Origin of the sequence: Streptomyces sp. NPDC053431 (genome assembly GCF_044544925.1) — a bacterium.
GTDB lineage: Bacteria > Actinomycetota > Actinomycetes > Streptomycetales > Streptomycetaceae > Streptomyces.
On the sequence record NZ_JBITXX010000004.1, the window covers coordinates 1 to 20,790 of the forward strand.

The 20,790-nt window shown below is 74.5% G+C and carries 13 protein-coding genes and 1 pseudogene; 3 read left to right on the forward strand and 11 right to left on the reverse strand.

The genetic code is table 11. From position 1 onward, the window contains the following. On the forward strand, positions 1–3,930 hold a 3,930-nt coding region (locus ACIGXE_RS12705; RefSeq protein ID WP_399746390.1), incomplete at its 5' end, for a thioester reductase domain-containing protein. A gap of 390 nt (positions 3,931–4,320) precedes the next feature. Here ACIGXE_RS12705 and ACIGXE_RS12710 read toward each other — a convergent pair. Both ACIGXE_RS12710 and ACIGXE_RS12715 read right to left on the reverse strand, forming a co-directional pair. Further along, positions 4,321–5,085 carry a thioesterase II family protein gene (locus ACIGXE_RS12710; protein WP_399746392.1) on the reverse strand — a complete coding sequence of 255 codons (765 nt, stop codon included), beginning with the start codon at positions 5,083–5,085 and terminating at the stop codon, positions 4,321–4,323. Between the two features lie 778 nt (positions 5,086–5,863). Continuing rightward, the gene (locus ACIGXE_RS12715) at positions 5,864–8,383 is read right to left on the reverse strand and encodes a BTAD domain-containing putative transcriptional regulator (protein WP_399746394.1); all 2,520 of its coding nucleotides are present in this window, start codon (positions 8,381–8,383) and stop codon (positions 5,864–5,866) included. 828 nt (positions 8,384–9,211) lie between these two features. Here ACIGXE_RS12715 and ACIGXE_RS12720 point away from each other — a divergent pair. Next, positions 9,212–9,847 carry a TetR family transcriptional regulator gene (locus tag ACIGXE_RS12720; protein WP_399746396.1) on the forward strand — a complete coding sequence of 212 codons (636 nt, stop codon included), beginning with the start codon at positions 9,212–9,214 and terminating at the stop codon, positions 9,845–9,847. 83 nt (positions 9,848–9,930) lie between these two features. On the opposite strand, the gene ACIGXE_RS12725 is transcribed toward ACIGXE_RS12720, so the two are convergent. The 4 genes from ACIGXE_RS12725 to ACIGXE_RS12740 form a co-directional block, all read right to left on the reverse strand. Continuing rightward, positions 9,931–11,148, reverse strand: coding sequence for a transposase (locus ACIGXE_RS12725; RefSeq protein ID WP_399746398.1), 1,218 nt, complete (start codon positions 11,146–11,148; stop codon positions 9,931–9,933). A gap of 115 nt (positions 11,149–11,263) precedes the next feature. After that, complete coding sequence (locus ACIGXE_RS12730; RefSeq protein ID WP_399746400.1) at positions 11,264–11,932, reverse strand: HAD family hydrolase; 669 nt, start codon at positions 11,930–11,932, stop codon at positions 11,264–11,266. Next, positions 11,929–13,173: an oxidoreductase gene (locus tag ACIGXE_RS12735; RefSeq protein ID WP_399746402.1), complete on the reverse strand. Its 1,245-nt coding sequence runs from the start codon at positions 13,171–13,173 to the stop codon at positions 11,929–11,931. Before ACIGXE_RS12735 ends, ACIGXE_RS12730 begins: the two co-directional genes overlap by 4 nt. Before the next feature lie 68 nt (positions 13,174–13,241). After that, positions 13,242–14,297, reverse strand: coding sequence for a ScbA/BarX family gamma-butyrolactone biosynthesis protein (locus ACIGXE_RS12740; RefSeq protein ID WP_399746404.1), 1,056 nt, complete (start codon positions 14,295–14,297; stop codon positions 13,242–13,244). A gap of 282 nt (positions 14,298–14,579) precedes the next feature. Between ACIGXE_RS12740 and ACIGXE_RS12745 the strand changes: the two genes are divergently transcribed. After that, positions 14,580–15,227, forward strand: a complete 648-nt coding sequence (locus ACIGXE_RS12745; protein WP_399746406.1) for a ScbR family autoregulator-binding transcription factor — start codon at positions 14,580–14,582, stop codon at positions 15,225–15,227. A gap of 45 nt (positions 15,228–15,272) precedes the next feature. On the opposite strand, the gene ACIGXE_RS12750 is transcribed toward ACIGXE_RS12745, so the two are convergent. From ACIGXE_RS12750 to ACIGXE_RS12770, 5 genes and pseudogenes are all read right to left on the reverse strand, one after another. Next, positions 15,273–17,096, reverse strand: a complete 1,824-nt coding sequence (locus tag ACIGXE_RS12750) for a thiamine pyrophosphate-requiring protein (RefSeq protein WP_399746408.1) — start codon at positions 17,094–17,096, stop codon at positions 15,273–15,275. A 367-nt stretch (positions 17,097–17,463) separates the two neighbouring features. Then, a pseudogene (locus ACIGXE_RS12755) lies at positions 17,464–17,706 on the reverse strand (hypothetical protein); the annotation flags it as partial. A gap of 131 nt (positions 17,707–17,837) precedes the next feature. Next, positions 17,838–18,986, reverse strand: a complete 1,149-nt coding sequence (locus tag ACIGXE_RS12760) for a Rieske 2Fe-2S domain-containing protein (protein WP_399747115.1) — start codon at positions 18,984–18,986, stop codon at positions 17,838–17,840. A 397-nt stretch (positions 18,987–19,383) separates the two neighbouring features. Beyond that, positions 19,384–20,118, reverse strand: coding sequence for a TSUP family transporter (locus tag ACIGXE_RS12765; protein WP_399746410.1), 735 nt, complete (start codon positions 20,116–20,118; stop codon positions 19,384–19,386). A 49-nt stretch (positions 20,119–20,167) separates the two neighbouring features. Then, the gene (locus tag ACIGXE_RS12770; RefSeq protein WP_399746411.1) at positions 20,168–20,782 is read right to left on the reverse strand and encodes a TetR/AcrR family transcriptional regulator; all 615 of its coding nucleotides are present in this window, start codon (positions 20,780–20,782) and stop codon (positions 20,168–20,170) included. Between the last annotated feature and the right edge of the window lie 8 nt (positions 20,783–20,790).

Below are 20,790 nucleotides of genomic sequence, written 5' to 3' on the forward strand. Positions count from 1 at the left end.
CCCCACCCCACCCCCCTCCCCACCTACGCCTTCCAACACCACCGCTACTGGATCGACCTGACCGCGGACGCCGTGACCGCGGCGGCCGGCGGGTCCGGCGAGTCGCGGGGCCCGGCCGGTGCGCCCGTGCGCATCGCCGGTACGGACGCGACCGTGCACACCACCCGGATCACCGCGCGCAGCCACGCGCACCTGGCCGACCGCACTCCCGGCGGCACGCCCCACCTGCCGGCCTCGACCCTCGTCGAACTCGCCCTGCGGGCCGCCGACCACACGGCCAACAACACCGTCGAACAGCTCACCGTCCACGCCCCGTTGCCCCTCCCCACCACCACCGCCCTCGAGGTCCAGACCCGCACCACCCCCACCGACGACCCGCTGCGCCGGACCGTCACCGTCCACGCGCGCCCCGAGGGCCGGACCGACGTCCCGTGGACGGAACATGCCGTCGGCACCCTGGTGTTCGGCGGCCCCGGCGAGGCCTTCGACCTCGCCCCGTGGCCGCCGGTCGGCGCCGACCGGGTCGACGTGGCCGGAGTGCGGGACCTGCCCCTCGACGGCGCCCCGGAAGCGTTCGAGTGGGGCGAGGTGTGGCGCCGCGGGGCCGAGGTCTTCGCCGAGGTACGTCTGCCGGAGGAAGCCCACGGCCGGGTCGGCGGAGACGGTCTGCACCCGGCGCTGCTCGACGGCGCCGTGCGCGCCTCGGTCTTCCTGACGCCGGACGCCCCGGCGGCGGCGCCCGCGGGGCAGCGCGGCGCGGGCGAGTGGAGGGGCACGCGGCTGTACGCCACGGGAGCGACGTCCGTGCGGGTGCGACTGGCCCCCGTGGAGGGCGGCGAGGGCGGGCTGTCCGTGCGGCTGGCCGACGAGGAGGGACAGCCGGTCGCCGCCGTGGAGTCGCTCGTCCTGCGGGAGGTCGCACCGGCCGGGGACGCCCAGACCGGGTACCGGGGCGGAAGCGCCGAGCGGCGCGAAGGGCGGCTCGCGCTCCAGGAGTCCCTCTTCGAGGTCCGGTGGGTTCCCATCGCCCTCGACGGGCGGGAAGCGGCACCGGACTGGGAGGAGGTGTCCCTCGACGACACCTCCACGGTCCGGGCCCGGGTGGCCGCGGGCCACGGTCCGGACGCCGCCCTGCTCCGCCTCGAGCCGGCCTCCCGGGCCGGGGACGGGGACCTGGCGGCGCTGGCGCGGGCCCGGCTCGACCGGGTGTTGCCGCTGGTCCAGGAGTGGCTGGCGGACGACTCGCTCGCCGACGTACCCCTGGTCGTGGCGACCACACGGGCCGTGGCCGTCGCCGACGGGCAGGAGGTCGACCCCAGCGTCGCCGCGGTGTGGGGCCTGCTGCGCTCGACGCAGTCCGAGGCCCCCGGCCGGATCGTCCTGGTGGACTCCGACGGGGCGCCGGAGACCGGCGCCCAGGACACGGAGGGCACCCTGCGGCTGCCGGCGGGCGTCCTGGCGCTGCGCGAGCCGCAGGTCGCCCTGCGCGGGGGCCGGGCGTTCGTCCCCCGGCTGTCGTCGGCGGCGGCGCGGGTGGACCGCGCCGCGGAGGCGGCGGCCCCGAGCCCGTGGAACGGCTCGGGAACGGTGCTGATCACCGGTGGCACCGGGTCCCTGGGCGCGCTGTTCGCCCGGCACCTGGTCTCCGAGCACGGGGTGCGGCACCTGCTGCTGACCAGCCGGCGCGGTCCGGCGGCACCGGGCGCGGCCGAACTGGCCGCGGAGCTGGAGGAGTCGGGGGCACGGGTGACCGTGGCCGCGTGCGACACCTCCGACCGGGCCGCGCTCGGCTCGCTGCTGGCGGGCATCCCCGCCGAGCACCCGCTGACGGGCGTGGTCCACGCCGCCGGCGTGCTGGACGACGGACTGATCGGGACGCAGACCTCCGGCCGCGTCGCGGCCGTGCTGCGCGCCAAGGCCGACGCGGCCTGGCACCTGCACGAGCTGACCCGTGATCAGGACCTCGGGGCTTTCGTGCTGTTCTCGTCCGTCGCCGGTGTGATCGGCGGACCGGGCCAGTCGAGCTACGCGGCGGCCAACGTGTTCCTGGACGCCCTGGCCCGGCTCCGGGCCGCCCGGGGGCTGGCCGCCACCTCGATCGCCTGGGGCCTGTGGGAGCAGGAGGGCGGCATGAGCGGGCATCTGGAGGAGGCCGACCTCAAGCGGATCGGCCGCTCCGGATTCCGGCCGCTGGCGCAGACGGACGGTGTGGCGTTGATGGACGCCGCCGTCGCGGCCGGCCGGCCGGAGCTGGTCGCCACCCCCATGGATCTGGAGGCGCTGCGGACCAACGCCCTGGAGGCGCCGCGTGTGCTGACCGGTCTGCTGCCGGTTCCGGTACGCCGGGTGGCGCGGAACTCCCGCGCGGAGGGTACGGCGCTGGCGGAGCGCCTGGCCGGTCTCGACGAGCAGGCCCAGCACGAGCTGCTGCTGTCCCTGGTCCGTTCCGCGGCGGCGGCCGTCCTCGGACACGCGGACGCGAGCGGCGGCGGCATCGCCCCGCAGCAGTCCTTCTCGTCGCTCGGGTTCGACTCGCTCACCTCGGTCGAGCTCCGCAACCGCCTGGGGCAGGAGACCGGTTCACGGCTGCCGGGCACGCTGATCTTCGACCATCCGACGGCGGCGGCGCTGGCCGAGCACCTGCGCACGACCCTCGTCGAAGGAGCCCCGGCCGGCCGGACGGACGTCGGTCAGGCAGGCCGGGCCGTCGACCTCCGGGCCGAGATCACCCTCGCCCCGGACATCGTCCCGGCGGACGGGAGCGCGCCCGTCACCGACGACCCGGAGCACGTGCTGCTGACCGGTGTCACCGGATTCGTCGGCTCGTTCCTGCTCAGGGACCTCATGCGGTCGACTCGCGCCACGATCCACTGCCTGGTGCGCGGTGAGGACGAGGCCCTGGCCGTGGAACGGATCCGCGCGAACATGGAGTGGTACCGCATCTGGGACGCGGTGGATCCCGCGCGTCTCAGGGTCGTGCTCGGCGATCTCGCCCAGCCGTGGCTCGGGCTCGGCGAGGACGGGTTCGACGCGCTGTCCCGTACCGTCGACGTGGTGTACCACGCGGGGGCCACGGTGCACTGGCTCCGCCCGTACACCGAGCTCAAGGCGGCCAACGTGACGGGGACGCAGGAGGTCCTCAGGCTCGCCGCCCGGCACCGCACGGTCCCGGTCCACTACATCTCCACCGTGGGCGTCTTCGCCGGCCCGAAGGAGGACGGCTCCCCGCTGTCCGTGGACGACGTCACCGGCCCGCCGGAGGCCCTGCCCACCGGCTACGTGCAGAGCAAGTGGGTGGCGGAAGGCGTCATCGAACTGGCGCGGGAACGCGGTCTGCCCGTCAGCGTGTACCGGGTGGACGTCGTCTCGGGCGACCAGGAGACCGGCGCCTGCCAGACCCGCGACTTCGTCTGGCTGAGCCTGAAGGGCCTGCTGAGCGCGGGCGCCGCGCCCACGGGCGTGTCGGGCGACATCCACGCGGTGCCGGTGGACTACGTCAGCGGCGCGGTGCTCGCCCTGTCGCGGCAGCCGGAGTCGCTGGGCCGGACGTTCCACCTGTCGAACCGCAACAGCCTCGACTACGGCGAGTTCGTACGGTACCTGCGCTCGCGTGGCTATCCGCTGCGGGAGCTGTCCTGGGAGGCCTGGCAGGAACGGGTCGCGGCCGACGTGGACAGTCCGCTGCACCCGCTGATGGCGGCGTTCGAGGTGATGGCCTTCGACGGGGGCCGCTTCTACCCCGCCTTCGACACCTCCGCCACGGACCGGGCGCTCGCGCCCAGCGGCGTCGTCTGCCCGGCGATCGACGAGGAACTGGTGGCGCGCTACGTCGAGTTCTTCGTCGGCGTCGGCTACTTCCCGGCCCCGCCGGCCCAGGCCGAGGCGGTGACGGCGGCGGGCGTCCCGGAGCTCGCGCCGCAGGACTCCTGACACGAGCGACGACAGCACGGCGGCGGGGCGGCAAGGACCGCTCCGCCGCCGTGCTGTCGTTCCCGGGCCCGGGTTCGCCGGCCACCAGTACGGCACCGCCCGCCGCCAGATCCGCACACGCCGGCCGCCAGGTCCGCACCCACTCCCGCCCGCCCGCAGCGGCGTTCACCGGCCCGAAGCGAGCTCCGCGGGGGCTCCGCGGGCCATGAGCGGCGTTCCCGGGCCCGGAGCGGCGTTCCCGGGCATGCGTACGGGCGGTCCGGGAGCGCGCTGTCCGGCGCGCCCCGGACCGCCCGGAGGGGGTTCTGGGGGACGAGAGGTCGACGAAGGTGCAAGGCCGCATGTGCGAGACCGGCCGGCACCGGGCCGCGGCGGAGCGCGCCGCGCGTGTCAGGCCCGGGCGAGGTCCGCGACGGGTGCGAGGTCGGTGCGGATGGCGTCCGCCACGTCGCCGACGAGCGCGTCGAGGTAGAAATGGCCGCCGGGGAAGACCCGTACGGTGCCGCCTCCCTGGGCGTGGTCGAGCCAGGTCCCCGCCTCCTCGGGGGTGACGAGGGGGTCGGCGTCCCCGACGAGGACGGAGACGGGGCAGTCGAGGGGCTGGGCGGTGGCCCAGGAGTAGGCGCCCAGCGCGCGGTAGTCGGAGCGCAGCGCCGGCATGGCCAGGGCCATCAGCTCGGGATCGTCGAGGACCCCCCGGCTGCCGCCGAGCCGGCGCATCTCGGCGGCCAGCTCCGCGTCGCCCCGCAGGCCGTCGCTGCGGCCCGGGCCGAGCGACGGCGCGCCGCGGCCGGAGGCGAAGAAGCGCACCGGGCCCGGGCGCCCGTCCCGGATCAGACGCAGGGCGGTCTCGTAGGCGACGACGGCTCCCATGCTGTGCCCGAACAGGGCGTAGGGCCGGGTGGACGCGGTCGGGAGGGCGGCGGCGACGAGGTCGGCGAGGTGGTTGACGTCCTCGACGGGCGCCTCCTGACGGCGGTCCTGACGGCCCGGGTACTGCACGGCCAGCACCTCGACGGTGGGGGCGAGCGCGCGGGCCAGGGACACGTAGGCGCTGGCCGCCCCGCCCGCGTGCGGGAAGCAGATCAGGCGCGGGGCGTCGTCCAGGGGCGGCCCGAATCGGCGCAGCCAGGTGTCGTTAACGTTCTCGTGCACGACTGGGTTCTCCTTGGTTCTTCTCGGCCGTCACCCGCGGTCGGCGACCCGCGCCGCGGGTGACGTGCGACGGTGACCGGCCAGGCCGTTCAGTACTGGGAGCGCGGTGTCTCGCGCGGGTCGTGCTGCGGGTCGGGGGCGTGGGCGCACCGGGGCGGGCAGAGGCCCGCCCAGTGCCCTGAAAGGGATCCGAACGCACCGGCCGTGAAGTGCGACAACACCACCAACCCGGGGTGGGTCTCCTCCTCGCGGGGCACCGGGCGGGCAGGAATCGATCGGAACGCTGTGCTGCGCATGCATCTCTCCTGACGTCCACCGGATCAGGGACGGGTACGGTGACGGGCGGCCGCGGACAGCGCCGGGCGAGCTGCCCGGAGGGTCGTGGGACGTCGCCCGAGGAACCGAGGATCGGGAATCGGGATTTCGCGGAATCGAGACTCGCGGAACGAGGAATCGAAGCCACGGTATTGCGGTGGCCTCGCGGGCCGTTCACCTCACGGTCACGGCCGGGGCACTCCCGTGGCGCCGCGTCCGTGACCGGGGAATGACCGGTGCGGGACGCCCGTCGGCACGGACGTCGCCGGAGGAGCACCGGCGGCCGGGAGCCCACCCGGGCCACCTCGACGCACCCGGCGCACCCGGCGCCCCGATGCACCCGGCAGCCCCACACACAGACACCCGACACACCCCGGCAGGGCCGGGGTGTGTCGGGTGGGGGTCCGGTCACGGCCGACGCTCGTCCGCGACAGGGCGCCGACGGGTGTTCGCCCGCCCTCTCTCAGCGCACGGTCGGACCGTTGCCCGGCGTGTCGTCGTACGCGGCGAGCGGGGCGTCACCGGGGCAGGCGACCCCTGCCGGGATCCTGTTGAGCACGCCGCGCACGAGGGGGTCCGCGACCGGGCCGAACGGGGGCCGGCCCCCGGGCCGGCCGGTGGGCAGGAGGTCGCGCACCCGGCCGGTGTCCCGCCGGGGTACGGGCGGTTGCCCGACCGGGAGCCGGCCGGCTGAGGGCGGGGCGGTGAGCGTGACCGTGGTGGTGTGGCGCCTGCCGGCCCCCCATTCGGGCCGGCGCCGCAGCAGTTCCGGGCGGGCCGTGACCACGACGAACAGGGGGACGGGCGTGGGCAGATCGGTGAGGGACTCGACGAAGTCGAGCACGTCGTCGTCGGCACGGTGCACGTCGTCGACGGCCAGCACGAGGGGGGTGCGGGCGGAGACGTGCGTGAGGAGTCGCCGGCAGGCCTGGAGGACGTCCTGCCTGGCGACGTCGGGGTGGGGAGCGTTCCTGAGGCCGTACAGCACGCTCAGCGCAGCGGAGAGCCGGTCCCGCTCGGAGGCGAGGTCGACCGACTGGCCGAGGGTCGCCGACAGCCTGCCGTAGACGGCGGCCGGGGAGTCCTGCGGGGAGATGCCGCAGAGGGTGGACACCATGCCGGTCATGACCGTCATGACGTCGTTGTCGGTCGACCTGGGGATGCGGGTCATCAGCCACTGCGCCGGCTCGCCGTGGCCGTCGGCGAGGCCACCGCGGAACTCGTCGAGGAACCGGGTCCGGCCGGCACCGGGTTCGCCCAGGACGGTGACCAGGTGGGTCGTCCGGCGGCGCCGGGTCCAGTCCGCCAGGCCCTGGACCAGGACGAGTTCCGCCTCATGACCGGTCGCCGAGCCGGCAGCGGAGGAGCCGGGGTCCTCGCCCCGGACGCCCTCGACCAGCCAGTCGCCGTCGGTGAATCCCGCGGCGGGCCGGTAGGCGACGGCGCCTTCGGTGGTCAGGCGGGTGCTGTCGCAGACCACGATCTGGCCGCCGGACACCGTGGAGAGCAGGGTCTGGCAGCGTTCCACGAGGGATCCGAACACCGACGGTGCGGCGGAGTCGCCGGACGCGAGGCGTACGAGGGCTTCGCCCGTGGCGACGGCCAGACTGAGCTCCGGGAGCGCGGCGGGCAGGGCGGAGCGGTCGGCCTGGTCTCCGGCGGTGGCCAGGAGGTGGTCCCGGATGGCCAGGGCCGCGCGTACGGCGCGCTCCTCGCAGCCTTCGGCGCCGGTGTCGGCCAGTCCGAACGCCAGCAGGGACAACGGGCCGATGGCCAGGGCGACCTGGCCGCCGAACTGTTCGGCCTTGTCCGCGACGACGGCGGCGACGTGCTCCAGGGCATCGTCGATCTGCGCGGGCCGGAGCTCTCCGGTGTGCTCGCCGAACGGGCTGCGGACCAGCACCAGGCTCATGTGGCGCCGCTCGGGCCGGACGCGCTGGGGCAGCCGCGCGGGCCGAGCGCCCGTCGCGCCGGCCGGGGCGACCGGCGAGGCCGGGGTGGTGGGGGTCGTCAGGCCGGTCACGACGGTCCGGACGGTCGGTGCCGAGGGGGCGGCGGGCTCCTCGGCGTGGGGCGTCGCGTCGGCGAGGAACGCGGGCACGGCACCCGCCGCCGTGCGACCGGTGGTGCCGGGGGCCGTCGGCTCCGCTCGCGGGCGGTCGTCGAGGGGTGCCCGGGGCACCGGCACGGCGGGCGGCTCGACGCGGTGGGACCGCTGCTCGGGGACGAGGGCGGGGTCGTGCGTGAGGATGGCCCGCTGGAGGGACTGCAGTTCACGGCTGGGTTCGAGGCCCAGGTCCTGGGCGAGGGCGGACCGCAGCCGGCTGTAGGCGTCCAGGGCCTCGACCTGTCGTCCGCACCGGTACAGAGCGAGCATGAGCTGTCCGCACGACCGCTCCCGGAAGGGTTCGTCGGCGACGGTGGCGGTGAGGTCGGCGAGTACGTCGTGGTGCCGCCCGCAGCCGAGCTGCGCCTCGAAGTAGTCCTCCATGACGTCGAGCTTGGCGCTCTGCAGCGCGGTCAGGCCCGGCCAGGCGATGCCGGTCTCGACGAGGTCGGCGAGCGCCGGTCCGCGCCACAGGGCCAGGGCGTCGCCGAGCAGGTCGGCGGCCCGTTCCGGGGTGCCGGCGGTCAGATGGGACCTGCCCTGCTCGACCTTGCGGTGGAACTGGTGCAGGTCGACCTGCTCGGGTGCGACGCGCAGCATGTAGCCGGGGGCCTGCGTGACCACCGCGGCCGCCTCGTGCGAGGAGTCCGAGGAGAAGAGGCCCCGCAGGCCCCAGACGGCGTTCTGCAGGACCTTTCGGGCGGTGGGAGGTGCTTCGTCGAACGCCCATAAGGCGTCCTGTAACTCGCTGACGGCGACGACGCGGTTCATCTGCAGCAGCAGGAACCCGAGGGTGGCCCGCTGCTTCGCACCGCCGAGACTCACCGGACGGCCGTCCACCAGAACTTCGAGCGGACCCAGAATCCGAAATTCCATTGCTCCCCCTAGCGTGATACGGACGTTCAGGACGGCCGGTGACGGGTCTGTCCGGCCTTCGGGTCGGGCCCTGTCGACGGTGAGGCCGACAGGGCGGCATGGCGCGTGCCACCAGCGTGTCGTCGGTCGCGGACGGGCGCACGGTGGACGGCAGTGGACGGCGGTCGGGACGGGACGGAAGAGCACTGCGGGCGCGGCGACACTGACGGCCCGGGTCAGAGGTGCACGATCAGTGACCACAAAAATACCTTCCCGAACGTCAGTTTCTTCGAATCGGTCTGCGACTTTGCCATCTCACCCTCTGACCAGTGGCGATACCCGTCGACGGGCTCCGCGAGGGTTCGGACGGGGCCGGAGCGCCGGTCGCGGGGCGGTGCGCCGGGCCTGCGCCGCGAGCGCGACCGGGGCCACCGGGCTGCGACGAGGGCGGACTTGACACACGGAGGCGCCGATCCGGCCAGGACGGAACGCCCCGCCGGATCCGCGGCGGACCGACGGACCCGGGCGCCTCTCCCGGACCGCCACGGGGGAAGTTCCCGCAGGTGAGAGGAGTTGACGTCGCATCAGCACCGGTCAGGGAGCGGTGCACCGGCGGAGGGCCGCCGCGCCGGCGGGGCAGGACGAGATGCAGCCAGATCCCCCGGGAAACCCTTGGCTACCTTGAGGAATGAACCCCTCGAAGGAAAAATTCTCCAGAGAAGGTTATTGCTCTTCCGCCTGGGGAACCTCCGGCGCGACGACCGCCCGTCGGCCGGCGTGGGGCCCCGGCGGCCCGGTCGCCCCGGGCGAACGGTCCCCCCGAACCGACGCGTGGAAAGGTAGGACACCGTGCCGAAGCAGGACCGAGCCAGGAGGACCCATGAGGTGCTCCTGGACGCCGCGGCCGGCGAGTTCGCCCGGTACGGCTACGCCGGGGCGAACCTGGAGCGCATGGCCCTCCATGTCGGCATGACGAAGGGGGCCCTGTACGCGCACTTCCCGTCGAAGGAAGCCCTCGCCGCGGCCCTGACGGTCCCGTTCGACCAGGCGTGGCGGGCGATCCTGCGGCAGACGGACGAGGCGGGCGGCGACGCTCTGGCGGCGCTGCAGTGCATCGCGTTCAGCCTGGCGCGCCGGCTGAGCGTCGACATCCGCTTCAGGGCGGGGCTGCAGCTGGAGTCGGAGGGGGCGCGGGCGCGCGGTGAGGTCCCGGCGATCGTGGGCGACGTGACGCGGGCGGCCGTCAGGCTGGCACGGCAGGCCCAGCAGCGGGGCGAGCTGGGACCGGCCTACACGCCGGAAGCGCTCAGCAGTCTGCTGGCCGCCTCCACGTTCGGCATGTACCACACGATGTCGCTGCACGGACTGGACACCATCCCGCATGAGGCGCGCCGGATCTGGCAGCTTCTCTTCTCCACGCCGACCCCGTGCCCCGCGGACACGGCCGTCACGTCCGGGCGATACGCGGTCGACGGAGCAGCCTGAACGGCCCCGAGGGGCACGCCCTCACGGGACGGGCGAGAGGCGGCGAGCGACGGACACAGCGGCGTGAGCGCCCCGGCGGCCGGTCAGGCGCACGGGCGCCGAGCGCGGTCCGGGGCGGGCGGCGGCAGGGCCGGCGGCGCCACCGGGTGGAGCTGCCGAAAGGCGTAGGCGGCCGAGACCATCGTCATGTGGTGGTGCCAGCCGGGGAAGGAACGCCCCTCGAAGTCCTGGACCCCGTAGTGCGCCTGGAGGTCGGCGACGCAACGGCCGACGCCGGCGGCGCTCCGCACCAGGGCCAGGGTCTCCTCCATCCGGTGCTCGGTGAGGCTCGTGATCCAGAACCGTTCGGGGTGGTGGCGCCCCTGCGAGGCCGGCCGCGCCAGCGACAGGTAGGTGCACGGCACCCCGGTCGCCTGGTTCCCGCCGGACGCCCGGCCGGCCGCGGGGGCGAGCCACAGCCGGCCGAAGTGCACGGTGAACGGCTCCCGTCCCCCCGGCGAGCCGGGGCGCGCCACCCGATGGGCCCGGCGCGTGGGGCTGTGCGCCGCGGCCTCGGCGACGACGCCCGCGGGCGGCCCGGCCTGGGACAGCCGTGCGAGCTGCTCGGCGCTCACCTCGCAGACGAAGTCGGCCCCGTGCCGGACCAGCCCGTCCAGCACCTCCGCCGCCTCGGGGTGGTGCCGCAGGTCCAGCAGCCACGGCGCCTCGCCCGCCCGGCCGCACGCCGCCGCGCGCGCGGCGAAGTCCAGAATGTGCGCCCCGGCCGGACGCGCCTCGACGGACGCGGGGATACGGGCCCGGGCGCGACGCTCCGCGTCCCGGCACCAGGCGTCACCGAGCAACAGGCGCCAGTCCACCGGGACACACGTCGAGTCCGTGACCACGAACAGGGCTAGGGCGACCTGGCAGTTGACGGTACGTCCGGACTCCGCGTCGAACCGCCGGTGCACGCCCACCGAGTGCTCGCCCCGCTTGGGGATCGTCACCTCCGCGACGCTCCAGGCCCGCGGCGGACCGAGCGCGGTGACCGTACGGAACACCGCCTGGCGGACGGGGGTCCACTCCCAGGGACTGTTGTTGATGAACTGCTGCAGCCCGTTCGCCGCCTGCGTGGTGGGCGCCGCGGCCGCGGCCAGCCGCCGCATGGTCTTCTTCCCCGGGACGCTCAGCAGCGCCCGTAAGTAGGCCTGTGCCCAACGCCTTTGATCCGCCCGCCCCAAGGGCTGGAACACGTCCTCCGCGAACGCCCGCAGCAGGCGCGTGTCGACCGGAGCCGTGCCCGGCGCGTCCCCTAACGGCATGTGAAGCTCGTCCCCCCTCGTCCGACCGGGCGCCCGGTGACTCCCGCACCCCCCGAACGAAAGATACCTTCTCGAACGTCAGTTTCACGGCTGCACCACCTCCCCCCGCCCACGGTCAGTACGGCAGGACGTCGGCGGCGGGCAGGGCGGCCGACAGCTCCCGGCTTCCGCCGACGACCACGGGACGACCGACCTCGGTCAGCATCGGCAGGTCCGAGAGATGGTCCCCGTAGGCGTAGCAGTCGTCCGCCGCGACGTGGGGATACCCGCGGAGCACGGCACGGACGGCCGCCCGCTTGCCCTCGCCGATGACCGGTGGGCCGATGACGGCTCCGGTGTAGAGCCCGTCGCGGAGGTGAGGACGGGTGCCCCGCACGTGGGCCGCGCCGATGTCCGCCGCGATCGGGTCGAGCACGGCGTCGAACGCCCCCGAGACGAGGACCAGGACGGCGCCCTCCTCCCGGTGGCGGCGGAGTGCCGCCCTGGTACGGGGCAGGTAGAAGGCACCGCCGGCGCGACGCTCGTCGAACCAGCGCCGCCCCCACTCGGCCACCTCCCCGGCGGGCTGTCCCCGCCAGGCCCCGTAGTACGCCCGGTTCGCCTCCTCCCGCCCGGCGCCCGCCCGTTGCAGGCGAGCCAGGTGCTGTCGCGTCGCGCGCGCGTGCCGGGCCCCGGCGTCGCCGTACCGCCCGGTGAAGAAGAACTCCAGGAAGTCGAACAGACTCTTGGGCCTGATCAGGGTCTCGTCGACGTCCGTGAACACCAGGGTGCCGGCCGAGGTCACGACGATCCCTCTCGGACGGATCGCACGGTCACGGCGTCCGGCGCCGGCCGGAGCGCATCGGAGAACGCGGCCGCGGCGATCTTCCCCCGCAGCGCCCCGTGCGAGGCGACCGTGCGGACATCGCGCACATGCCGGCCCAGGTCACCGACCCCGCCGGGGAGTTCGGCCTCGTCGGCGCCGGTCAGCAGGTCCATCGCGGCGGCCAGGCGCTCGGCCGCGACCTGGGCGTCACGCCGGTTGCGGGCGACCGCGTACGGCGAGACGTCCCCGTCGTCCGCCCTGCGCACCGCCTCGGCCAGCAGCGTTCCCACGGCCTCGACGTCGGCGCGGGCCCGTGCCCACCGTTCCGCTCGGCCGTCCCCGCCCGGCGCCGGGAAGGGGCCCGCCGGCCCACGCCCCGCGGGTCCCGGCCGGTCCGGGCCGCCGCCCCGGAACAACCGCTCGCCCGTCACGGCCAGAGCACGGCGGGCCGCCCCCAGCGCCGGGGTGCAGAACAGCAGTCCGCCCGCCAGATGCGCGGGCGCCACGTGGCAGCGGGCCCGGCCCTCGGGGGCGCCGCCGGCGACCAGGACGTCGAACGGGACGGTGCGGCCGGCGGGTACGAGGGTGGCGGGCACCACGACCCGGTGGCTCGCGGTGCCGCGCATGCCGCTGCTCCGCCAGGTGTCGACCACCGTCACCGCGCTCCGGGGCACCGCACACACCCGGAACCGCGGCCGCCCGCGGTCACCGGGACGCCCCGTACCGACGCCGACGGAGGTCTCAGGGGCGCACAACAGCAGCCAGTCCGCGTGGTCCGCGCCGCTGACGACCGGCCACTCGCCCTGCAGCAGCCATCCGCCGTGGGCCGGGCGGACCGTGCCGGACGGCGGCATGAGTCCTGCCGCGATCCGCGCGTCGGGCGAGGCGCCCCACACCTCGCGCTGCCCCTCCTCGGGCAGCAGGGCCGCGAACCGTCCGTGCGCGGCCCACAGCATGCCCAGCCAGGCGGCCGAGGCGCACCCCTCGGCGACCTCGGCGGTCGCCCGGAACACCTCGGTGAACGTCCCCTCCCGTCCCCCGAACCGACGCGGTACGAAATGCCGGGCGAACCCCGCCTCGTCGAGGGCCGCCAAGGTCGCGGCGCCGAGGCGCCGCGCCGCGTCCGCGGCGCGCGCACCGTCCTCGGCCACGGCTGCGGCCCGCGCGACGGCCGCGCGACGGAAGCCGGGCGCGGCCACGGGAGCCCTGCCGGACGTCACGGCCTGTCCTCCTTCGATCGGAGCTTCGGATGACACACGGAACTCGCCTCGGCCGGGGCCCGGCACGCTCATGCGGTCCCGGCCGCGGCGGCGGGCGCCCAGACCGTCCTGGAGGTCATGACGACGGCGCCCTGCTGCACGGCGTCCACGAGCAGCTCCCGCGCGCCCGGCCGGCCCTCCGCGGCCCGGTCGGAACGCACCACGAGCCGTGTGGGGAGGTCGAGTTCGGCCCAGGCGAGACACTCGGAGGCCAACGACACCAGCCCGTACGTCCCCGCGTCGGGAGAAGGCGAGGGCGAGGAGGAGAGGGAAGGCGAGAGGGGGGAGGAGAGGGAGGAACCGGCACCGTTCACGAGCAGATGCCCGAGCTGCCGGAAACCTTCGAGGACGACCATCAACGGCAGATGGTCGGTGGGATGGTCGAAGAGGATCGCGTGGTCGAGATCGGCCGCGAGCAGCCACTCCCCCGGCCTCTCGCCGGCCACCAGGACACTGTCCTTCTCCCGCAGGCGCCCCACCGAAGCCCCGGCGACACGCCGGGGCGCCCCCGCCGCCCGCCCGCCCGGCAGCCCGGCGACGCGCCCCGTCGCCTCGGCCGGACGGCCCGCGGGCGGCACGACACCGGGGCGGCGGCGCAGCCGGTGGTAGTACGACTCGTCGACGGCCACCACGCTCAGCCCGCCCCGTCCGCACACGACGCCCGCGACGCCGAGCTCGGCCTCGATCCGCATGCCCCGGCGCCGCGGCGAGTCCTTGCCGACCGGGGACCAGCGGACCTCCAGCGCCACCCGGAGCGGCTCCCCGCCCACCCGCAGCGCCTCCGGGTCGTCGATCACCAGGTGCATGTCCCGGCCGACGAACCGGTGCTCCAGCGGGACCCCGTAGTGCCAGTGCGCCACGTACACCAGCGCCTGACGAATCGTCTCGGCGAACAGCAGCGGGTCGCTCCGGCCCGCGGGGTCCGGATGATAGAGCGCGTGATCGCGCGGCCACTGCGCCGCGACCAGGAAGTGGTCCTCCCCCAGTGCCACGGCGTCGGTCAGGAACACCTCCGAGACCGCCGCCCGGTGCACCAGACGCCGGGGAATGGTCTGCTGGAACGCGAGCTCCCCCGCCCGGCTCACGCGACCACCCGCCCGGCCGTGCCTAACACCGCGTGCTGTCCCATAACGCCACCCCCGTCTGGCCGTCAACCCGGCTTTTCCCCGGGCTCTGTTCAACCGTAAATCTACCTTCGGGAAGGTATCTTTTGGCTCGACGGCCCCGCCAATGCGGCGTAGATCACTACCAGTTGACCCTTCGGTGCGATCGGACAGCGGTCAGAATCCCGACATCCGGGCCATGATGTGGGGGGTGTACATCGACCGCCGGACGCGGATCAGACCGGAGTGTGAGGACCGAAGACCATGAACAGACCCGCCACACCTTCCGACCCGGCTCCGCGTCCCGACGCTCCGGCGGACACCGCGCGCACCGCCGTCAAGCAGCAGCGCGCCCTTCGCACCCGCACGCGCATCCTCGCGGCCGCGGCCCAGCTCTTCGCCGACAAGGGGTTCCCCGCCGTCACCATCCAGGACGTCGCCCAGCACGCGGACATCACCAAGGGCGCCGTCTACTTCCACTACGCGAACAAGGAAGCCCTCGCGCACGCCGTCGCCAACGAGTTCTACGCGCGGATCCGTGACATCGCCGACACCATCGAGGACAAGAGCCTCACCCCGCTGTCGGCCGTCGCCGAGCTCCTCACCCGCACCGCCATCGCGCTCCGGGACGACTGCGTCATGCAGGCCGGAGCCCGGCTGCAGATCGAGCGGAGCATGATCACTCCCGAACTCCCGACGCCCTTCGCGGACTACAGCGACATCATCACCCGGTGGCTCCACCGAGGGACCCAGGACGGCACGCTTCCGTCCGCCACGAACCCCACCGCCCTCGCCCAGGTCCTCGTCTCCGCCTTCTTCGGCGCCCAGCACATCTCCTGGACCCTCACCAACCGCGCCGACCTGCCCATGCGCACCCACACGATCATCCAGACCGTCATCCCGCAGATCTAGCGGACGACGACACGCGGCCGGCGCGCCAGGGGCCTCGCCGGCGCGTCACGTGTCGCTCTGCGCGCCGGGGCGGTCCCCGCGCTTGCGCCCGCCGGGGAGCATCTCCTGCACCTTGGCCTTGAAGCCCTGGCGGATCATCGCACCACGGTCGCTGTCGCCCTTCAGGACGGACGCCGCCGCGGCCTCGATCTGGTCGAGCGAGGCGTGCGGCGGGATCGGCGGCACGGCCGGGTCGGTGACGAAGTCGAGCACGCAGGGCCGGTCGGCGGCCAGCGCGGTCTCCCAGGCGGCCCGGACCTCGCCGGGCTTCTCGACCCGGATGCCGTGCAGGCCGGCGAGCTTGGCGAAGTCGGCGTACGGGAAGTCGGGGAGCGACTGGGACGGCAGGAACTGGGGCGCGCCGGACATGGCGCGCATCTCCCAGGTGACCTGGTTGAGGTCCTGGTTGTTCAGGACGGCCACGATCAGCCGCGGGTCCTCCCACTCGCGCCAGTACTTGGCGACGGTGATCAGCTCCGCCATGCCGTTCATCTGCATCGCGCCGTCGCCGACCAGCGCGATCGCGGGCCGGTCACCGTAGGCGAACTTGGCGCCGAGGACGTACGGCACGCCCGGCCCCATGGTGGCGAGCGTGCCCGAGAGCGAGCCCCGCATCGCCCCGCGCAGCCGCAGGTGGCGGGCGTACCAGTTGGCGGCGGATCCGGAGTCGGCGGCCAGGACGACGTTCTCGGGGAGCAGTTCGTCGAGGGCGTGGACGACGTACTCGGGGTTGATCGGGTCGGCGTCGACCGCGGCGCGCCGCTGCATGACCTCCCACCAGCGGGCGGTGTCCTTCTCGATCTTCTTGCGCCAGCTCTTGTTGCGGCCCGCGTCCAGCAGCGGCAGCAGCCGGGTCAGCGTCTCGCGGGCGTCGCCGACCAGGTTCACCTCGAAGGGATAGCGCAAGCCGACCATGTGCGGGTCGATGTCGATCTGCACGGCCCGCGCCTGCCCGAACTCCGGCAGGAACTGCGTGTACGGGAACGACGAGCCGATGACGAGGAGGGTGTCGCACTCCGTCATCAGCTCGTACGAGGGGCGGGTGCCGAGCAGGCCGATGGAGCCGGTGACGTACGGCAGGTCGTCGTCCAGGGCGTCCTTGCCGAGCAGGGCCTTGGCGACGCCCGCGCCCAGCCGTTCGGCGACCGCCATCACCTCCTGCCGGGCACCGCGCGCGCCCTGCCCCACCAGGATCGCCACCTTCTCGCCGGCGTTGAGCACCTCGGCGGCACGCGCCAGGTCGGCGTCGCCGGGCACCGGCGCGTACGTGGACATGCCGAGGCTGGAGGGCACCATCTTGAAGGCGTGCTCGGGCGGTGTGTAGTCGAGTTCCTGGACGTCGGCGGGGAGGATGACGGCGGTCACGGACCGCCGGGCCATCGCGGTCCGCATGGCGCGGTCGATCACGTTGGGCAGCTGCTCGGGGACGGTGACGGTCTCGCAGAAGTCCGAGGCGACGTCCTTGAAGAGGGCCATCAGGTCGACCTCTTGCTGGTACGAGCCGCCCATGGCGCTGCGATTGGTCTGGCCGACGATCGCCACGACGGGGACGTGGTCGAGCTTGGCGTCGTACAGGCCGTTGAGCAGGTGGATGGCGCCCGGTCCGGACGTGGCGGCGCAGACGCCGACCTTGCCGGAGAACTTCGCGTAGCCGACGGCCTCGAACGCGGCCATCTCCTCGTGGCGGGCCTGGATGAACCGGGGGTTGTCCTCGGCCCGGCCCCAGGCGGCGAGCAGGCCGTTGATGCCGTCGCCGGGGTAGGAGAAGACGTACTCGACGCCCCAGTCCCGCAGACGCTCCAGTACGTGGTCGGAGACCTTGATCGACATGATGTGAACCTTTCAGCGGCCTTTCGGCTGCGCGTCGTTCTTCGCTTTCGGTGGTGCCGGTGGACGGAGCGGAGCTCTCCGCGCCCCGTCACGTCATGGGATGCGCCGGTGTCTCGGCGCGCGGCGGCCGGCGGCGACCGCGGCCGCCGCCGGCAGTGCCCCGGCGCCCGCCGCGACGGCCCACCGGGCCGTGCGGGTGGGCGGGTCCGGACGGCGGGCGAGCCGCTCGGGACGCCGGCTCGGCAAAGCACCGTCCAGTCCGTGTCCGTGGCCGTCGCCGGGCAGGGCGTCCTGCCCGCGGTCCGCGCCGCGGCCCCCGGCGGGCTGGTCCTCGCCGACGGCCTTCCGCTATCGCACCCGGATCGAGCAGGGCGGGCGCCCCGCAGCGGGCGCAGACCCCGACCGCTCGCGCTCCGGCCTCCACCGAGCGGGGGACGACCACACCGAGCGGCACCTGGCGGTGGTTCGAGCCGTCGGTCGCGTACGCGCCCCTGCTCCCCGGGTCGAACCGTACTTCCCCGTCCACGTCCTCCCGCAACGTGTGTTCGAGACCTGCCGGGTCCACGGAAGGGGCGCCGGACGACCTGCCCGGCGAGACCGTGTCCGCCATCGAAGGTGACCGCCTTCCTCGGATCGACCGGGCGGCCGCCGGGCCGCCGCGTCCCCTCTGGACGTCGGCTACCCCCGTTCCCGGCACGCATGGGTGCCTTTCCGAGGGGGCGCCATGCCCCGCCGGGAGGGTCAGGAGGGGCGAACCGCTTCCGTGGGGACGTCGCAGGTCGCCGCGGCGGGGCACGCCGCGCCGGGGGTCCGCCCGAGAGGGACGCCGTTCGCGCGCAGCACCTCGCGGACCTTGATGATCAGCGGGAAGACCTCGTGGTTGCGGTCCTCCCCCTGCTCGTCCCACGCCCGCTGCTCCGCCTCGACCGCCAGCCGGTCCTCGGCGAACACGCGCTCGGTGAAGTGCCGCACGAACGGCCAGGCCAGGAGGAGGGCGGCGGGGACCTTCGGCTTCTCGATCATGAGCAGGCCGTAGACGTGGCTCCTGCGCTGTTCGGCGTCCTCGGGAACGTAGGCGGCCCAGAGCCGGAAGGCCGGGTGATCGGCCTTCTCCGGGACCAGGTCGAGGGTCTGGTACGGGTATCCGGTGCGGATGGTCATCACGTCACTGGAGGGCGCGCCGCCGATTCCCTCGCGGGCCAGCAGGCCGGCGCTGCGATTGCGCTTCCCGCCGGTGTGGCTGAACAGGTAACGGGCCTCCACCGAGCGCTCGTCGCTCCGGAATCCCAGCAGCTCGGGGTGCAGCCTGCCGACGACTCCCCGGTGCAGGAACTGGTGGTTCATGTCCAGCAGGTTCTCGTGCAGGAACGAGTAGTGACAGCGGACGGTACGGGAGTAGGTCATGGTCCGGTACTGCGGGGAGCCGAAGGCCGGCAGCTCGGGAAACGGCGTGGACGCCGCTCTCCCGGGGTCGCCCGGGAAGACGAAGACCAGCCCGTACGCCTCGCGGACGGGGTAGGCGCGCACTCCGCGCGGCGGCCGGCCGTCGCCCTTGGACAGGTACGGGATCTGCGAGATGCGCCCGTCGCCGCGGTAGGCCCAGGCGTGGTAGCAGCAGCGCAGGGCCTCGCCCTCGACGACGCCGAGGCTCAGCGGCACCTGCCGATGGGCGCACCGGTCCTCCAGGGCGTGGATCGCGCCGCTCTCCCCCCGGTAGAGCGCGATGCGCTCGCCGGCGAAGGCGGTCGCGACCACCTTGCGACGGCGCACGCTCCGGGACAGGGCGACCGGGTACCAGTGGTCGGGGTGCGCTCCGACGCGCCGGAGGTCCACCGGGCGCGGCTGAGGAGCGGGCTGCTCCGAAAGCCGACGGGTTCCCGTTCCGTCGATGTCGGTCACGGCGCTCCCCCTACGAGGTTGGGACGGAACACCCATCCTGACCGCCGTCCGACACCCCCGCCCGTCGGCAGGTCCGAACGGGGCGGGTCGCCCGGGTGTCGCCGTCCGCGACGAGGGCGGACGGCCCGGCCCTGCCCCTCGCTCGGCCAAGCCTCCGGCGACGGCCGGGCCCGGCCGTCGCCGACTGGGGTAGGCGAACCAGCCGAAGGATGCCGCCCGCCCGGAACGGTGAATCCGGACACGACCAGCGGCCCGCCGAAGAGGTGGAGAGGCGTCCATGCCCCGCGCGGGCGGCCGCACACGCGCGGCGGTTCACCGGTTCACCACCCCGGGCCGGGCGGCCCGGCGGATCAGGTGCTCGCGCGCGGCGACCTGACGTCCGTGGCGGTCATGCCATCCCCCACAGGCCTTTGGCCAGTACGGAGCAGCCACCGGCGAGGGCCAGGGCGAGGACGAGGCGACGCACGCCCCGCTCGCGCACCCTCGGCGCGAGCGCCCTGCCGATGAGCGCGCCCGCCACCAGCGCGGCGACGGTCACCGTCCAGCCCGACCCGCTCAGCCGGGGGACGCCGTTGACGGCCACGGAGAAGACGTTCACCGCGAGGCCGTAGAACTGCGCGTTGGGGACGAACTCGTCGATCGACCAGCCCGCGTTCACGGCGTACAGCGAGTACGGCGGGCCGCCGACACCGGCGGCGGAGTTCATGAATCCGCCCACGGCACCCGCGGTCACGGCGCCGCGCGTTCCGGTCAGCGCCGCTGTGCGGGCGCCTCCCATCACCAGAACCACGGCGAGCGTCACCAGCGTCCCGATGCCCACCAGCAGGACCGGTCCCGGCAGCCGGGCGGCCGCCCAGGAGCCCGCGGGCACGGTGCACGCGGCGGCGACGACCAGGGGGACCATGGCGCCGATCCGTACCCGCCGCCACCCCGCGGCGAGTCCGACGACGCTGATGACTCCGGCCGCGCAGTTGGCGAGCACGACCCCCTGCGCCGGCCCGAGCGTCAGCACGAGCACGGGGACCGCGACGAGCGCGAAACCCATGCCGGTGAGCCACTGCACCGAAGCGGCCAGCACCACGACCGCGCCCAGCAGCAGTTCGGCCGCTCCCACGTCCGCCACGGCGGACTCCTCTCGTCACGGGCATCATCGGGTCGACCGCGGGCGGCCCTCAGGGCGTTCCCGGCGGGCGGTGGGAGGCCAGCGCGGCGCGCATGAGGCGGCGGGCGCGGGGCGCGGCGCGCTCGTCGCCGAGGAGCTGGATCTCCTGGTTGGCGGCCGCCGCGAGGCCGGTGAGGAGGGACACGAGGTCCTCCGGGTCGAGGTCCGGGTCGAGGTCGCCGGCGGCCTGCGCGGTGGTGATCTGTGCGGCCAGGAAGCTCCGCCAGCGGGTCACCGTGTCGTACAGGCGGGCGCGCAACTCGCCGGGCCGTCCGTCGAGTTCGCAGGCTGCGGCCGTCACGAAGCAGCCGTTGGGGAACGGACCGGCGGCCAGGTAGGCGCACCAGGCGTCGATCACGGCATGCAGGCAGGGCAGGCCGGCGCCGGCGGCGCGGCCCGGTGCCACCACGGCCGCCGTGAACATCTCCACCGCCTTCTCCAGGGCGGCGAGCTGGAGTTCGGCCCGGGAGCCGAAGGGGCCGACGACCCCGGCCTTGCTCATGTCGAGCGTCTCCGCCAGCGCGCCGATGGTCAGTCCGGACAGTCCGAGTGCGGACGCCTGGTGCACCGCGACCTCGACGATGCGTTCCCGGGTACGCCGGGCCTCTTCGGCCGATTTCCTCATGGCCCCGA

Coding starts and splice junctions, on each gene's coding strand:
- ACIGXE_RS12715 (WP_399746394.1), bottom strand. CDS start 8,383: ATGGAATTTCGGATTCTGGGTCCGCTCGAAGTTCTGGTGGACGGCCGT.
- ACIGXE_RS12725 (WP_399746398.1), bottom strand. CDS start 11,148: ATGCCGTTAGGGGACGCGCCGGGCACGGCTCCGGTCGACACGCGCCTG.
- ACIGXE_RS12745 (WP_399746406.1), top strand. CDS start 14,580: ATGAACAGACCCGCCACACCTTCCGACCCGGCTCCGCGTCCCGACGCT.
- ACIGXE_RS12750 (WP_399746408.1), bottom strand. CDS start 17,096: ATGTCGATCAAGGTCTCCGACCACGTACTGGAGCGTCTGCGGGACTGG.
- ACIGXE_RS12770 (WP_399746411.1), bottom strand. CDS start 20,782: ATGAGGAAATCGGCCGAAGAGGCCCGGCGTACCCGGGAACGCATCGTC.